This window comes from Cohnella rhizoplanae (assembly GCF_948329515.1).
In the GTDB taxonomy this organism is placed as follows: Bacteria; Bacillota; Bacilli; order Paenibacillales; family Paenibacillaceae; genus Cohnella; species Cohnella rhizoplanae.
In genome coordinates this window covers 33,341-48,077 of record NZ_CAOJCN010000003.1, presented here as the reverse complement: position 1 = coordinate 48,077, position 14,737 = coordinate 33,341, and the positions used below count along the sequence as shown (strand labels likewise).

Genomic DNA, 14,737 nt, shown 5'->3' with positions numbered 1-14,737 from the left:
GTCCCCGCTTTGGTTCACGAACGCAAAACGGGATGAAGCAGATATTACTCTGCCTCATCCCGTTTCGCATGCGCTATTTCCGCGACAGTCCGATTACGCGTTCAAAGCCTTCTTCAGAGCCTCCAAATTGTTTTTCATAATGCCGATATAATCCAGCCCGGCCTGCTTCTCCTCGTCCGTCAGGCCTTCCAGCGGATTCAGCACGTCCGTCACCGCGCCGATCTCCTCAGCTACGGTCCGCGCGACCTGGGGATCGACCAGCGTCTCGAAGAAGATCGTCTTAACGTTATGCGCCTTCGCGAACTCGACGATCTCGGCCATCTTTCCGGGCGAAGGCTCCTGCTCGGGCGACAGTCCGGCGATCGGCACCTGCTCGAGGCCATAAGCATGCGCCAAATAACCGAAAGCCGCATGCTGCGTCACGAATTGCTTCGTTTTCATATCCTGCAGCCCTGTCCGGTAAGCCTCGTCCAACGCCTTCAATTCGGCGATATAGGCATCGGCGTTACGCTTGTAGGTCTCTTTGTTGGACGGGTCCGCCTTCTCGAATGCCGCCTCGATCGCCGCCACCTCCCGCTGCGCCAAACCCGGGTCCAGCCAGACGTGCGGATCCTCCGCATGTTCTCCTTCCGCGTGCTCTTCCTCTGCATGCTCTCCGTCCGCGTGCTCTTCCTCCGCATGCTCATGCGCCCCTTCGCCTTCCTCCGCCTCAGGCGTACCCTCCAGCGTAGTCAGCCCTTCGCTCGCCCGCACGACGACGCGCTTGTCGCTAGGCGCGCTTGAGAGCGCCGCGTCGACCCAGCCTTCGACGATCCCGTTGTAGACGAACAGATCCGCATCCTTCACCTTAGCCATATCCTGCGCGCTCGGCTCCCAATCGTGCGGCTCCGCCCCCGCCGGGACCAGCGCAACGACGTCCGCGAGATCGCCCGCCACCTGTCTGCTGAATTCGTACATGGGGTAAAAAGTCGTCACGACTTGCAGTTTGGCGCCCGATCCGCCCCCATCTCCGGACTCTCCGTCATTCCCGCAAGCAGACAGAAGCAGCGCCAAGCTTGCGGTGAGGGCTAGCGTTTTTTTCATACTCTTGTTCATGATCATGATTCCCCGCTTTCTTTTATTCGTAATTATTACGGTATCGAGATTAAAAAGAAACGCTACTATGTAAGCTCATCACGTCCGCTACTATATTGTAATTATTACGTTTAAACAACGCAAGCGGAATTTTAGCTTCAAAATCTATTTCTATCATTCGCGAACCGGAGTCTTCTTCCGTGGCAACCACTTCTTTGGGCACTAACGCACCTGATGCACTTATCTCCGGGCCGGGTCGCGCGGGCACGTTAGTGCCCAAATGCGCTTATCTCCGGCCTCGGGCCGGGTCGCGCGGGGGCGTTAGTGCCCATATGCGCTTAACTCCGGCCTCGGGCCGGGTCGCGCGGGCACGTTAGTGCCCAAATGCGCTTATCTCCGGCCCCGGGCCGGGTCGCGCACGCGCGTTAGTGCCCCAATGCGCTTATCTCCGGCCCCGGGCCGGGTCGCGCACGCGCGTTAGTGCCCCAATGCGCTTATCCCCGGCCCCGGGCCGGGTCGCGCGGGCACGTTAGTGCCCAGATGCGCTTATCTCCGGCCTCGGGCCGAGTCCCGCCAGCGCGTTAGTGCCCCAAGCGCTTATCTCAGGCCGCGGACATTCCACTCACGCCTTTGGCAGCCGCACCGTGAACCGCGTCAGCACAGGTCCGCTCTCCGCTTCGACCGTGCCGTTATGACGCTCCACGATATTTTTAACGATATATAGTCCGATGCCCGTGCCGCCCTCCCGCTGCACCCGCGCGCGGTCGCCCGTGAAGAACATCTCGAACAGATGCGGCAGCTCCTCCTCGGGTATGGAATCCCCGTAGTTGTCGACCCGGATCACCGCCTCCTCGCCGTCCCATTCGCCCCGAACGTCGATATACCGGCCATCCGCGCCGTAGCGGGCGGCATTGCTCAGCAGATTCTCGAATACCCGCGCGAGCAGCTCGCCGTCGCCCAGTATATTCAGGTCGGGGATCACTTCCGAACGAAGCGTCAGCCCGTTTTTCTCCAAGATCGGGTACAGCTCCTCCCCCAGCTGAACGAGCAGCTGGCCGAGGTTGATCGGCTCGCGCTTGACCGGCAGCATGCCGTAATTCATGCGCGTGATCTCGAACAATTCGTCGATTAGCTTCTCGAGCCGCTGGGATTTGGTATACGCGATCGACGTAAAATGCCGGACTTGGTCGTCCGTCAGGTCCTCGGCTTGAAGAATATAATTGAGGTAGCCGATCACGGAGGTGAGCGGCGTACGCAGGTCGTGCGCGAGATTGAGCACCAGCTGGTCCTTGCTCGTCTCCGCGAAGTCTCCGCGCGCGATCGCTTCGCGCAGCTTGTCGCTCGCCATATTGATGTCCTCCGCGATCGTCTGGAACTCGTCCTGCGAGGAGATGCGGACCGGCGTGTCGAAGTCGCCGACGGCCAGCCGGTGGATGCCGCTCGATATCCGGTTGAAGTACGTGGCGTAGGGCTTCGTGTACAAGAAGAAAAACAGCACGGACAGCGGGATGAATATGATCAGGAACACGTTGATATCGCCGATGTTGCGCATCAGGTTGCGGAATACGTTCAAAGAATCCCCGTAATATGCATTGCGGCGATAATAAGACTGCAAGCCTTTATAAACGAGATACGTAATAACGCCGGACGTCAGCATGCTGAGTCCGAGCAACAGTATCATCTTGGACCGGAAGCTGATGCCGTTAGCCATTAAACGTATATCCCACTCCCCAGATCGTCTTGATCCACTTGTCTTTGTTGTTGTCCTCGCCGAGCTTCTTGCGCAGCGTCCGGATATGGACCATGACCGTGTTGTTGCCGACCTCGTAGTAGGCCTCTCCCCATACCTGCTGGAAAATCTGCTCCACGCCGAACACCTTGCGGGGGTGGCTCGCGAGCAGGCACAGGATGTCGAATTCCTTGGGCGTGAGCTCGATCGGTTCGCCGTAAATGCTCACGCGGCGCTGGTCCGGAATGATCGCGAGCCCGCCCGATTCGATCGTCACGGGCTCGTCCGCCCGCGACTGATTAAGTCGCGTGGAGCGCCGCAGCAGCGCCTGCACGCGCGCGACCAGCTCCATCGGATTAAACGGCTTGGTCATATAATCGTCCGCTCCGATGACGAGCCCCGAGATCTTGTCGAAGTCCGACGTCTTGGCGCTCACGAACAGGACCGGCAGCCGGTGCCGCTCGCGGATCTGCCTGACCACCTCGAAGCCGTCGAGCTCGGGCATCATGATGTCCAGGACGGCGAGATCGACCGCCTGCGTCTCGATCGCCCGGACCGCTTCCTTGCCGTCGTGCGCAAGCAGGATCCGGTAGCCTTCCTTCTGCAGATGCAGCGAGATTAGGTCTGCGATCTCCTTCTCGTCGTCCGCGATCAATATGGTGACGGGGTTCATGTACGTGCTCCCCCTCCTTCATAACCCTCATTGTAGCGGATCTCACAGCGCGTTGCCTAATTCGCCGTAGACGCTGACCGCATCCGCGATATCGTATGCCTCCGACTTGCGGTCGCCCTTGGCGCCGGTCGTGACGAGAATATACTCCTTGCCGTCCAGTCGGCCCAGGCTGGCGAGGCACAGCCCCGCTTTCTCGGTATAGCCCGTCTTGCCGCCCACGATCTCTTCGCCGGCCAGGCCGGATTCGCCCAGCTCCTTGAACATCGAGCTGCGCAGCGTGATGCCGTCCGGATGCAGGTCCGTCGGATCCGTCGCGTGGCGGGAGGCGGTAAACACCTGGCGGAACGTCTCGTTCTTCAGCGCATAGGCGAGCAGTACGGAGAGATCCCGCACCGTCGTATAATGATCGGGATCGTGCAGTCCCGTCGCGTTCACGAAGTGCGTGCCCGACATGCCCAGCGACTTCGCCTTCTTGTTCATGAGCGCCGCGAACTTCGCCTCCGAGCCCGCGACGCGGGTCGCGAGACCGACGCTGGCGTCCGCGCCCGAGGGGAGCATCGCGCCGTACAGCAGGTCGATCGCGGACACCCGCTCGCCGGGCAGGAAGCCCGCCATCGAGGCGTTCTGCGCCCGCAGCGTATCGAACATGTCCGGCGCCAACTTGACGGTCTCCGTCAGATCGGGGATGCGCTCGATCGCGACGATCGCCGTCATGATCTTCGTGAGCGAAGCGGGATACACGCGCTCCTCGATGTTCTTGTCCATCAGAACCCGTCCGTCGTCCAGTCGGACGAGGATGGCATGGCTGCTGTGCAGGCGGGCGGCTGCGAGGACCAAGCGTTCGCTCGCGGCCGCGTCGTCTTCGCTCGGCGCCCGCTCGTCCCCTGAAGGCAATGCTTCAGGAGCTCCCGTGCCGGCAGCCGCGGAATCCTCCGCGCCTGCCGTTGAGGTCTCCGGCGCTGCAAGGGCGCTGCCGTCGGCACCGGCGATTTCCGTATGCGATCGCGGCGGATGGCCCAGGATCGTGTCCGCGGCGCGAACGAGATCGGCCTTGTGCTCGATGGACGCGCAGACGATTCCGATAATGAACAGCAGCAGCAATAGTCTCGATTTCATGGTTTCGGTCCTCCTCCTATTCCAGGAATTCAGAATAGGACAAACATTTTAAACAAACCGGCGGGCGGATATTAAATATTTCTTAAATCCCTTCAGCGCTCCGTCTCAACGCTCCGTCTCCGGCCGGGGCAACCGCTCCACGGACGCCAGGTATGCCGTCACGAGCCGGTCTTCCTTCCCGTCGTATGCGAACCCCAGCCGCTCCGCCACCTCGAGCGCGGTCTCCCGGAACAGCCGCCCCATCGTCCGCAGCGCCTGCCAGATCTCCGCTTCCGTCCCTCGCGGATAGGTGTCCAGCAGCGCCTGCCAGCGGTCTGCCGGGAGATACCGCTCGAGATACTTCGCGTTTTTGCCGATGCCGACGCCGCCGTCCGTATCGATGCCGACCCGCCACTCCAGCATCCGGATCAGCATCGGCCGCACGTACAGATTCAGATGGTCGAGCGCATAGAGCGTCTCCCGTCTCCACAGTCCTTTGGCGACGTACGTCGACACCCACCAGAACTCGTTGCAGCAGCCGGCGAACCGGGGCGCATCGGGGAGACGGACCCGGTAATCCTCGTCGGTCGGCGCAGGCAGCGCGGGCAGCAGCCCGTCCTTGTCGAGCAGGACGACGGTCAGCTTGTCCTCGGCGGCGTATTCCGCCGCCCGGGAGACAGGACTTAGCCTGAGGTCGATCCGGTTGCCGTCCTTGAATTGCATCAGATAGGCATAGCGGTCGCCGGGTCCCGGCGGGAACAGCGCGTTATCGTCGGGCTTCTGCAGAATGATCCGCTCGCCGAACGCGTCAATCCAGCCGGGACGGCCTATAAAGGAATTCATCTCCGTGACCAGGTATACGATGTCGTAATCCTGGAACCGGTCGCGAGGCGCATTCGGGTTCGTCCGGGAGCCGTTCATGCAGACCGCCCGGATTCTCTCGTCCGCCCGCGCGATCCCGAGGATCAGCGCCATCATTTCTTGTTCGGTCCGCATCTCCATAGCAAGGCGGCTCCTTCCTGTGCATCCAGAGGCGGTTGAACGCCCGCTTTCTTTTATTTTCGTACAAAAAGAAAGACCGCACAAGCCGGTCTTCCGGCTGCGGTCTTCTCATGCAGGGCGCGAGCAAACGCGCGCACCCCATCAGGACGCATCGCGCCGTTAACGGAGCAGCGAGCGCAGCTTAATGAGGTTGAGCTCGAAGTAGCTCGCGTACATCTTGACGAGCTGCCGATCCTCCAGATCGTAGAGCACCTCGCTTAGCTCCTTGATCTTCACGCCCGCCATCTGGGACAGCTCGTGCCGGTCCAGCGGCATCTTGACCACGATCGTGTGATCGCTCCGCTCGCCGAACCGGTTCGCGAGCTTGACCAGGCTCTTGATGACCCTCGTCCGCACGTCGAAAAACATCAGATCCGATACCTGATCGTTGGTGTCGCGCATGCGCTGTACGATCTCCGCCATGATCACGAGGTTCAGGTCGAAGTGACTCTTCAGCATATCCAGAAAATGCTCCCTAGACATGACGACCAGCTCCGTATTCTCCAGCGTCTGCGCGGTCGCGGACCGCGGCTTGCCGTCGATCAGCGACAGCTCGCCGAAGCTGTCTCCTGCGTTGAACACGGCCAGTATCTTCTCGTCGCCTTCCGGACTCGTCTTGTAGATCTTGACCGTGCCCGACAGCACGACGAAAAAGGAATCGCCCGGATCGTTCTCGTGGAACAGAATCGTCTGGGCGTCCTGCTCCCGCTTCACCAGCCGCTCCGCGAGCAGCGCGATATGCTCGGGCGCAAGGCTCGAGAACAGCGGAATATGCTTGATCAGCTGGCCGAACTTCGCCTTCTCTTCTCGGGCCTGTTCGTTCGGATCAAGCTGGCGGGCCTTGTTCAACTGAGCATCGGGGAGCGTCTCCCCGTCGATGTCGATCTCCCGGATCTTGTGGCTCCTCAGCATCTGAATATGCTGGTCCGTGATCGCCATGCCCCTCGCCAGCAGCTTGATGCCGCCGTCCGAGAAGATATCGACCCCGACTTTCATGCCGGCCTGCACATGGTCGACCCTAAATACCGCCACGACTGCGTCACCTCTATCGTCTCATATAGCCTATTTATCGGAGAATGCGGCCGAAAGGTGAATGCCGCCCAGCATGGCCGCCAATCGCCTATAACTAGAGAACATAAAAAGGCTCCCGGTCTGCGCAATGCAGATGGAAGCCTGTTCGTATGAATGGTGGTGCGGTCGAGAGGACTCGAACCTCCACGGGGGGTTAGCCCACTGGAACCTGAATCCAGCGCGTCTGCCAATTCCGCCACGACCGCATATCTATCTTGTTCAATTTCTCTCGCAAGACGATAAATTAGATTATATAGGTTGATCGGATAAATGTAAAGCTTTTTTTCGGTAACTTATCCAGCGGCTTTGTCGTCTTATACGGGTACCCCATTAGCCGGCTAGCGATCGCGAACGGCCGGTTGCGCGAGGAGAAGCTGCATGAGCCTAAAAACGAGATTTATCGCGCTGTCGGCCGTCCTGATTCTGTCGATCGCGATATTCAATATATTTTTTATTCAAGCGTACCACAGCCGATTCCCCATCCTGCAACGCATGTTCTACGGCGGCGAATCCCGGGACGGCGAGCCTTCCGATGCCGACTATTCGTCCTATCCGGGCTTGAAGGCCGGCACGGCCGAGCCGGACGGGCATTATTACCATGATCGCGTGCTCGTGCTTATGTATCACGATGTCACCTCTGCGCCTACGGACGTACGCTCGCTGTCCGCGCGCAAATTCGAACGCCAGCTTCAGCTGATGAAGGACAACCACTTTCACTGGATCACGATGAGCCAATATCGCGACTTCATTCTTCACGGCCGTCCCGTACCGGAAAACGCGGTGCTGCTGACCTTCGACGACGGCTATGCCTCCTTCTATCAGTACGCCTATCCGCTGCTGGTTAAATACGGCGCTCCCGCCTCCAGCTTCCTGATCGTCGGCACGGTCGGCCATCCGGAGAAACCGGGGGTGAACAAGCTTAATTGGAAACAGGTGAAAGAAATGCACCGCAGCGGCGTCGACTTTTTCAGCCATACGTACGATCTTCATGATTACGGTCCTACGGACGCGTTGGGCAAACGCCAGGCATCCGCGCTGTCCAGCCGGCTTTATCTGAAGAGCCTCGGACGCAGGGAGACCGAAGCGGAATACGAAGCGCGGGTAGATGCAGATCTGCGGCAAGCCAATGACGTGCTGCGGCAGGAGCTCGGCGAAGACAACCGCGTGCTCGCCTTTCCCTATGGCGCTTTCTCCAAGCCGCTGCTCCGGGTCTGCCGCAACCTCGGCATCGACGTGACGCTGACCGTAAAAAGCGGCTTAAACAAATACGGGCAGACGAACGGGTTCCGGTTGAACGCCGGCGGCATGAATAACGATCCCGAGCTTCAGCTGGCCCTCATGAAGCAAGCGGAGCGCAGGCTCGGGCATGCGCACTTCGACCGTTCGCCGCTCTACAAGCGCATCGCCGTCCTGTCGCTGGCTGCTGCGGCAGCCGCTTCGGCGGCATGGCTTTACGTCGGTATCGCCCTGTTCAGGCGCCGCAGATCGGCATCGGACCCTGCCGGTCACGCGCCGGGCGGCTGACCTATCGGCGCCGCCCATTTGTCCGATCCTCTTTTTTGCCTCGCGCGTTTACCTCGTCGCATACCGGGGATAATGGAAAAATATCGCGCGAGGGGCGTGACCCATGAATTTGCTGGAATGCTTGAAGTCGAGACAGGAATTGGATTCGGATCTGTTCTTGACCCCGATGCGCTTGTCCGATCGCACGGTCACGCTGGCCGGTTATACTTCCTTGATCGATATGCCGCAGACGATGATCGTGCTTAGGCAGCTCGCGCAGAACGACGTCGCTTCCGACCATCCCCTGTTCGCCCTGGATAGCGGACTCGGCGTTGCTATGCAGAACCCGGATGAGCAAGCGTTGCTGGACGCGATCGCCGAGGGCGACTTGCTGATTTTCTCTGATGAGGCGGATCGTTGCATCCGGATCGTTCCCGTCAGCCGGACGCTGTCCCGGGCTATCGAATCTCCGACGACCGAGAACGTGCTGCGGGGGGCGATCAGCGCCTTCAACGAGGATCTCGACACGAATATCGGACTCGTCAAAAAGCATTCACTCTCGGAAAAGCTGCGCATACGGTCCTACATGCTCGGTAAAAATCAGCGCAGACGGTCCGTACTCTTGCATATGGAGGGGCAGAACCACGACCGCCTTCTGGAATCGATCTCGAATAAACTCGAGTCCCTTCCGGACAAGGACATCCCCGATCTGCAAGCCTTATCCGAATTGCTTGGATTTTCGAAATGGTCGTTGATCTCCCGTTTCAATACGACCGAACTTCCCCAGGAAGCCGCCTCCGCGCTCGAGAGCGGCAAAGTCGTGCTGCTTCTCGACCGGTTTCCGTTTGCCGTGGTGCTCCCGAGTTTGCTGTCCGATTTGTTCGTTACGCAGAATGATCGCAATTTCCCGACCGTATTCAGAGTATCCTTTCAGATCCTGCGCATTCTCGGCCTACTTGCGAACGTGCTGCTGCCGGGGCTATACGTGGCGCTCGTGGCGGTGAATCCCGAGGTACTGCGGATCGAGATCGCGCTGTCGATCGCCGGGAGCCGCGAAGGGGTACCATACCCGGCGCTGGTCGAAACGCTGCTGCTGCTGGTGATCATTGAACTGACGCTGGAATCCGCCATCCGGCTGCCCAAGACGATCGGACCGACCATGACAATGGTAGGCGGCATTATCCTGGGACAGGCCGTCGTCGACGCCAAGCTGGTCAGCAACATTCTCATCATTATTTTGGCCGCGACGACGATCGCCAACTTCACGATCATCGGATTTCAAAATGCGACGGCTCTTCGCCTCTATAAATATCTGCTGTTGGTTCTGTCGGCCATGTTCGGCGTGTTGGGCCTGTTCGTGGGCATGGTCATCATCTGCGCGTACCTCGGGCATGTCAGCACCTTCGGCATCCCTTACTTAACTCGCTGGAAAACAGGAGGCCGCCATGGATAAAAGCCGTCAGGTGATCGTCATGTATCTGATCACGCACCTAGGCCTCATTTTTTTCCTGTATCCGGTCGACATCATTTCCGCCCTCTCGGTCGGTCACTGGAGCGCCGTGTTATTGGGGTTTATGTTACATATCGCCTTGGTCGCCGTTTATACGAAAGGCTTAAGCTATGGCGCGCCTCAAAACGTCGTCGACCTTTTTCAAGGCGTAGGAAAAGCCTTCGCCTTCGTCGCGCTGCTCCCTCTTGCCGTTTATTTTATCGTCGTCATCATCATCACGACCCGCGCCTACGCCGAGATCGCTACCGTGATCTTTCTGAGCGACACGCCCATCTCGACGATCATGCTGCTTTTTCTCGCGGTCAGCACCGCGATTTCCTTGACTGGCATCGAGGCGATTTTTAGAACGGGCATGCTGATCGCCATTTTGTTTTTTCCTTTTCTGCTGCTGGTCATTGTATTGTCGTTTCAAAACGCGGACTGGCATTACATGCTTCCGCTGATGGATCGCAAGACCGCCTCCCTGTCGTTCGTCTATCACCCCTCGTTCTTAAAAAGCTTGTTCGCCTTTGTAGGCGGATTCTTGTTTTTGGGCTTTATCCCGCCTGATGTCCCTTACCGGCGCGGCAAGATCGTCAAGGTAAGCTTTGCGTTGCTCCCTTTTTTTCTGATATCGGTTTACGTGCCGCTCATGACTTTTGGCGAGAATACCTCGTCGCGGTTTCCTTTTCCCTTCATCATGGCGGTGGATACGGTGGACATCAGCTGGCTGATGTTCGACAGAGTCACGATGTTTTTCATGATCAGTCTTTTATGCTTCGTCATATTGTTTTTGTCCCTTGTCATGTGGAACACCATGCTGCTGCTTAAACGCGGCTTTCCGGCTTTTAGAACAAAGAGCGCGGTCTTGGTTTTGGCGGGACTGGTGTTTGTCGTATGTCTGCTCGTGCCCAGCTGGAACACCTTGGAGAAAATGCTCTGGTGGAACACCCTATTGCGTTTTTACGCTGCCCTCGTCATCCCGCTTCTCACGCTCGCGATCGGCATGCGCCAACGCCGGAAAGGAGCCGTTCGCCCATGAGAAAATGCGTCCTCCGAATGGCCCTGTTCGCTTCAATCGTGGCATGGACCCCTGTCCTAAGCGGTTGCTGGGATATCAAAGACATTAACCATCGCTCTCTGCCGATCGTGATGGGCGTCAAGCAAGTCGACCGCGCCTATAAAGTGCTCCTGCTCATCCCTGAAGTGAGTCCAAGCGAAGCAAAAGCAAAAATCGTCTCGGGTTCCGGAAATACCATCAATGAGATCCTGGACGAAATCAACAAAAACATGGAATACAAAGTCGACCTGTTGCATCTGAAGGTGATCGTCTTCGAACGTTCTATTGCGGAAAAAGGATTGGATCAGAGCGTAGAGAGCTTCATGCGCTCCAAGGACATCCCCAATAAAACGTTCACCGCCATCAGCGAAGGCGCGCTAGAGCCGCTCTTCGAGAAGCTGGAGGCATCATCGGGAAGCGGCGGCACGGAGGTATACGACTTTTTTGAAAAAAACGCGGGATGGTCGCCCGAGGTCGTGCAAACGCGAATCTGGGAAGTGTTCCGGAGCATGGATTCTTACACGCGGGACGTCGTCATTCCGATCATCAAGCCGGGTCGCACGACAACCATCGAGAGTCCCGGCGGGGCCGTTATCAAAAACGGCAAGATGGTAGGCGACATCAACTCGGAGGAGTCTCTGCTGTACAATTTGTTCAAGGGTTCGGGCACGCAAGGCAAAATCGAGGTCATGGACCATGCGACGGTAAAAATCGTATCCGACCGGTTGAACACGACGAGCGAGATGCATGCAGGCCAAGCGGTCTTAAACAGCCGGTTGCACTTGAAGGTGACCGTCGTCGAAACCGTCGGCACCCCGACCGAGGCCCAGATCAAGAAGGAAATCGACAAGCAGCTATCGATGCGCTTCAACGGCATGCTCCGGTCCGCTCAAGCCAAAGAAGCCGATATCTTAGGTTTAGGGCAGCTATTCCGCGATGAAATGTCCCGCGCCGACCTGCAACACTGGAGATCGAAGTATTACCCGTTCATGAAAATCAACTTCAAGGTCCATGTCGTCATCCAGGATGAGGGCCTGTTGAAAATAGACGTCTGAAGGAGTGGCGCGGATGCAGTCAAACCGCGATCGCATCGGACGCGACCTTATTCTTGCCGGTCCTTTTGGCTTCGTACAGCAGCGCATCCGCTTCTTCGAACAGCCGCTCCTTGGACATCGCGTTCGAATAGTTCTTCAAGCCGGCGCTGACCGTGACGGCTCTGCCTTCAAGCTCCGGATGCGTCGTCTTGGCAAGCTCCGCGCGGATCCGCTCCACCAGCGCGTAGGCCTCGTCGAAGGACTGCTCGAACAGCAGCAGCGCGAACTCCTCGCCGCCGTAGCGGGACGCGATATCCGCAGGCGATATCCGGTCCTTGATGACGCGGGCGACGGCGGCGAGGACGGAATCGCCCACGCGATGGCCGAACGTATCGTTGATCGACTTAAAATTGTCGATATCGATCAAAGCCAGATGAAACGGCGCACCCCGGTCCGCGAACTCCATCGCTTTGTCGTAAAACTCGTGAAAGGACATATGGTTGTACAGGTTCGTCAGGGCGTCCGTCTTGGACCGCTGCGACATGACCGTATTTTCCACCAACAGCTGCTGCCGGGCGCTCATAGCCGCTTCGAGATCGTAGACCAGATCGCGTCCGCCCACGATGATGAAGCTCGCCGCGACCGTGCTAAGCACGAAAAACAAAAGAATCGCGATCAGATCGAAATCGCTTATAAACGAACGAAACCAGAAATCCCATACGTACAGGGCGATAAAGCCGATGATTTGAAGCAGGGCCGTAAACCAGGTTAAATTCAATCTGAAAAACAGCGTGGAGGCAAAGATCGGCAGCAGCATGACCGCGGCGATAATCCGTATGTCCATATTCAAATGGATGATGACCATCGCGATAACCGTGCCCGCCGCGAAAATCGAATAAAACGAAAAGCGTTCGGCTTTGAAGAGAATGAGATGGGCGCCCGCCGTGACGCCGCACATGAGCAGCGAGGGGTAGAGCAGAACGTGCAAATAGAAATAGTTCGCGCTCGCATCGTAGGGGAGGAAAAGAAACGAAAAAAGCTGGGCAAGGAAATGCGCGCCGATCACGAACCAGTAGGTCCAAATAAACCACCGCACGTACTGAACCTGCCGCTGCTTCTCGATGGCCGCGAAGGAAGGATTGGAGAAAAACCGGTTATTCTTGTTCGTCATTTTACACCACGCTTACCGGGTCTAGTTGCTTCAGTATGAACTCTACATACTTCGACATTTTTCCTGCACTCCCTTCCGTCGAATCCAAATTATTTGTGCCAAAAAGGCCCGGCGGCCCCGCTCGCGCCGCCAGGCTAAAATCTATGAAACGGCAGGCTTGATGCCGCCCATCGAGCGCTGCAGAGACTGCCGCGAATGAATCAGCCGCATCGGCACGAGCTTGGCCTTGCCGCCTCGCATGCGGAGGCTTCCTGCCGGATGGAGGAAGCGGAGCAGCGTCTGCAGATAGGCAGCCGTCCACCTTTCCATCCTGCGGGACGGCATCGGCCGGAGCTCGAAGCCCAGTCCATGCACGAGCCCGCGGTGCAGCAGCGTCGTCCCGAGCAGTCCCTTCACCCTGCCGAGTCTCGGATCGCTCTCCATCGCCTCGGCGATCCGGCGCAGCGAAGCGCGGGCCAGCCGCGCCGTCTTCAGCGCGGCCCGGTCCGCGCCGACCTCCCCGGACAGCTCCAGCATCCGCCGGTTATCCAGGTGAAGCTCTCCGATCCGGTCGCCGGCCTCGATCCGCGTGCCGTCCGCGCATACGATCGGCTCGCCCGCATGGCGTTTGATCAGCAGCTTGCATATGCCGTAATCGAGCTTGCCCTCGCTGCGCCATTCCATGCCGATCCAGACGATCCGCTCCCACAGCAGCCATGCCTTTTGCCGAACCGTAAACCGCGCGCCCGCTTCAGCCCTCCCGACGGGGGCGGTCGCCTCGATCCGCGTACTGCCGATCATCCCGATTCCTCCCTAAACGTTGGCTATGTCTCTTTCATTGTAGCCGCGGCAGGGAGTCTCTCCCATCGTCTTGCGTCGTGAACGGTTGCCCTTCTAAAGTCGTGATCTGCACTGGACCCCGGTCGGGAGCGCCGGCATCGCGATATCGCTTGGGCGTGACGCGGACGTACTTTTTAAACTGGCGCATAAAGTGGGTATCGTTATCGTAGCCGCATAGACTCGCCACTTCGGCCACGGACAGCCTGCTGTTCTTCAACAAATACTTCGCGTATTCCAGCCGGGCCGCGATCATGTCCGTCATGACCGGCACGCCGAAAAACTGCTTGTACGAGTGCTGAAAATACGATTTGCTCAAGTTGACCCGGGAAGCCAGTTCCTCGACGGACGTCCGCTCATGCGGCGCATTGAACAGCGAGCTCCTCAGGTCGACGAACGCGCCGTAGTACCCGCTGACCTTTTCCGGAAGCGGCGCCGCCTTCGTCGCATTGGCCAGCTTCATCATGAAGCCGCGAAGCTCCAGGTCCAGGATCCTGCCCGCCAGACGTCCGCCGTTGCTCTGAACGCGCCGCAGCTCGATGACGCCCCGGGAGATCTGCAGGGCGTCCACGGCCTTGACCGGCTCGTCCAACGGATATTCGAGCTCGGCCATCAGCGCCCCCATCTCTTCGCCTACGCAGTGGAACCAATCGTTCGCGAACGGACGCTCGAGCTCCCGGTACAAATGAGGCGTATTCGGGCCGAACACGATGTGGGTGCCCGGTTCCACGTTCATCGAACGACCGCGGACGATGACTTCGGCGCGGCTCTTGAAAAAAACGAAGGCATAGTTGCCCGCGCCCTTCGGCCGATCGATGGTGATCCCGTCCGGATGGACATGGTGATAGCCGCAGCTCAGCAAATCCAGCAAGCCCTTCCCTCCTCAAAGCACGATCGGTTAGTTTTTTGGATATTATAATGGATGGTTCGAGACTTCTCAAGTCTCTATAATAAAGCTGAAAACGCGTTCACCGCTTATAA

14 protein-coding genes and 1 tRNA gene are annotated in these 14,737 nt (G+C 58.5%); 4 read left to right on the top strand and 11 right to left on the bottom strand.

Annotated features, from left to right (window positions below; genetic code table 11):
- Positions 1–93 precede the first annotated feature (93 nt).
- The 8 genes from PQG80_RS07055 to PQG80_RS07020 all read right to left on the bottom strand — a co-directional run bounded on the left by PQG80_RS07055 (position 94) and on the right by PQG80_RS07020 (position 6,889).
- On the bottom strand, positions 94–1,095 hold the full coding sequence (locus PQG80_RS07055; protein WP_271750548.1) for a metal ABC transporter substrate-binding protein: 1,002 nt from the start codon (positions 1,093–1,095) through the stop codon (positions 94–96).
- Positions 1,096–1,144: 49 nt separating this feature from the next.
- Entirely contained in the window at positions 1,145–1,354 is a 210-nt protein-coding gene (locus PQG80_RS07050) for a hypothetical protein (RefSeq protein WP_271750547.1), read from the bottom strand.
- A gap of 342 nt (positions 1,355–1,696) precedes the next feature.
- Entirely contained in the window at positions 1,697–2,785 is a 1,089-nt protein-coding gene (locus tag PQG80_RS07045) for a HAMP domain-containing sensor histidine kinase (RefSeq protein WP_271750546.1), read from the bottom strand.
- On the bottom strand, positions 2,778–3,476 hold the full coding sequence (locus PQG80_RS07040; RefSeq protein ID WP_271750545.1) for a response regulator transcription factor: 699 nt from the start codon (positions 3,474–3,476) through the stop codon (positions 2,778–2,780). The genes PQG80_RS07045 and PQG80_RS07040 overlap by 8 nt, the downstream gene beginning before the upstream one ends.
- A 42-nt stretch (positions 3,477–3,518) precedes the next feature.
- Positions 3,519–4,592 carry a D-alanyl-D-alanine carboxypeptidase family protein gene (locus tag PQG80_RS07035; protein ID WP_271750544.1) on the bottom strand — a complete coding sequence of 358 codons (1,074 nt, stop codon included), beginning with the start codon at positions 4,590–4,592 and terminating at the stop codon, positions 3,519–3,521.
- Between the two features lie 105 nt (positions 4,593–4,697).
- On the bottom strand, positions 4,698–5,567 hold the full coding sequence (locus tag PQG80_RS07030) for an aminoglycoside 6-adenylyltransferase (protein ID WP_271750901.1): 870 nt from the start codon (positions 5,565–5,567) through the stop codon (positions 4,698–4,700).
- Between the two features lie 165 nt (positions 5,568–5,732).
- Positions 5,733–6,644, bottom strand: a complete 912-nt coding sequence (locus PQG80_RS07025; RefSeq protein WP_271750542.1) for a Crp/Fnr family transcriptional regulator — start codon at positions 6,642–6,644, stop codon at positions 5,733–5,735.
- 157 nt (positions 6,645–6,801) lie between these two features.
- Positions 6,802–6,889 (bottom strand) — tRNA-Leu (locus PQG80_RS07020).
- A gap of 172 nt (positions 6,890–7,061) precedes the next feature.
- Between PQG80_RS07020 and PQG80_RS07015 the strand changes: the two genes are divergently transcribed.
- From PQG80_RS07015 to PQG80_RS07000, 4 genes are all read left to right on the top strand, one after another.
- Positions 7,062–8,207 (top strand): polysaccharide deacetylase family protein, encoded by a 1,146-nt coding sequence (locus PQG80_RS07015; protein WP_271750541.1) that lies wholly within the window; start codon positions 7,062–7,064, stop codon positions 8,205–8,207.
- Between the two features lie 103 nt (positions 8,208–8,310).
- The gene (locus PQG80_RS07010) at positions 8,311–9,639 is read left to right on the top strand and encodes a spore germination protein (RefSeq protein WP_271750540.1); all 1,329 of its coding nucleotides are present in this window, start codon (positions 8,311–8,313) and stop codon (positions 9,637–9,639) included.
- Positions 9,632–10,717 carry a GerAB/ArcD/ProY family transporter gene (locus PQG80_RS07005; RefSeq protein WP_271750539.1) on the top strand — a complete coding sequence of 362 codons (1,086 nt, stop codon included), beginning with the start codon at positions 9,632–9,634 and terminating at the stop codon, positions 10,715–10,717. Before PQG80_RS07010 ends, PQG80_RS07005 begins: the two co-directional genes overlap by 8 nt.
- Complete coding sequence (locus PQG80_RS07000; RefSeq protein ID WP_271750538.1) at positions 10,714–11,790, top strand: Ger(x)C family spore germination protein; 1,077 nt, start codon at positions 10,714–10,716, stop codon at positions 11,788–11,790. Before PQG80_RS07005 ends, PQG80_RS07000 begins: the two co-directional genes overlap by 4 nt.
- Positions 11,791–11,809: 19 nt before the next feature.
- On the opposite strand, the gene PQG80_RS06995 is transcribed toward PQG80_RS07000, so the two are convergent.
- The 3 genes from PQG80_RS06995 to PQG80_RS06985 form a co-directional block, all read right to left on the bottom strand.
- Positions 11,810–12,940, bottom strand: a complete 1,131-nt coding sequence (locus PQG80_RS06995) for a GGDEF domain-containing protein (protein ID WP_271750537.1) — start codon at positions 12,938–12,940, stop codon at positions 11,810–11,812.
- Between the two features lie 141 nt (positions 12,941–13,081).
- Positions 13,082–13,720, bottom strand: coding sequence for a YkoP family protein (locus PQG80_RS06990; protein WP_271750536.1), 639 nt, complete (start codon positions 13,718–13,720; stop codon positions 13,082–13,084).
- 34 nt (positions 13,721–13,754) lie between these two features.
- Complete coding sequence (locus PQG80_RS06985; RefSeq protein ID WP_271750535.1) at positions 13,755–14,627, bottom strand: AraC family transcriptional regulator; 873 nt, start codon at positions 14,625–14,627, stop codon at positions 13,755–13,757.
- Positions 14,628–14,737: the final 110 nt, after the last annotated feature.

What these genes read in the sequence shown, in the direction of transcription:
- PQG80_RS07030 (WP_271750901.1), bottom strand. Translation starts at nt 5,567, where the DNA reads ATGCGGACCGAACAAGAAATGATGGCGCTGATCCTCGGGATCGCGCGG.
- PQG80_RS07015 (WP_271750541.1), top strand. Translation starts at nt 7,062, where the DNA reads ATGAGCCTAAAAACGAGATTTATCGCGCTGTCGGCCGTCCTGATTCTG.
- PQG80_RS06990 (WP_271750536.1), bottom strand. Translation starts at nt 13,720, where the DNA reads ATGATCGGCAGTACGCGGATCGAGGCGACCGCCCCCGTCGGGAGGGCT.
- PQG80_RS07040 (WP_271750545.1), bottom strand. Translation starts at nt 3,476, where the DNA reads ATGAACCCCGTCACCATATTGATCGCGGACGACGAGAAGGAGATCGCA.
- PQG80_RS07000 (WP_271750538.1), top strand. Translation starts at nt 10,714, where the DNA reads ATGAGAAAATGCGTCCTCCGAATGGCCCTGTTCGCTTCAATCGTGGCA.
- PQG80_RS07035 (WP_271750544.1), bottom strand. Translation starts at nt 4,592, where the DNA reads ATGAAATCGAGACTATTGCTGCTGCTGTTCATTATCGGAATCGTCTGC.
- PQG80_RS07010 (WP_271750540.1), top strand. Translation starts at nt 8,311, where the DNA reads ATGAATTTGCTGGAATGCTTGAAGTCGAGACAGGAATTGGATTCGGAT.
- PQG80_RS07045 (WP_271750546.1), bottom strand. Translation starts at nt 2,785, where the DNA reads ATGGCTAACGGCATCAGCTTCCGGTCCAAGATGATACTGTTGCTCGGA.
- PQG80_RS06995 (WP_271750537.1), bottom strand. Translation starts at nt 12,940, where the DNA reads ATGACGAACAAGAATAACCGGTTTTTCTCCAATCCTTCCTTCGCGGCC.
- PQG80_RS07055 (WP_271750548.1), bottom strand. Translation starts at nt 1,095, where the DNA reads ATGAACAAGAGTATGAAAAAAACGCTAGCCCTCACCGCAAGCTTGGCG.
- PQG80_RS07005 (WP_271750539.1), top strand. Translation starts at nt 9,632, where the DNA reads ATGGATAAAAGCCGTCAGGTGATCGTCATGTATCTGATCACGCACCTA.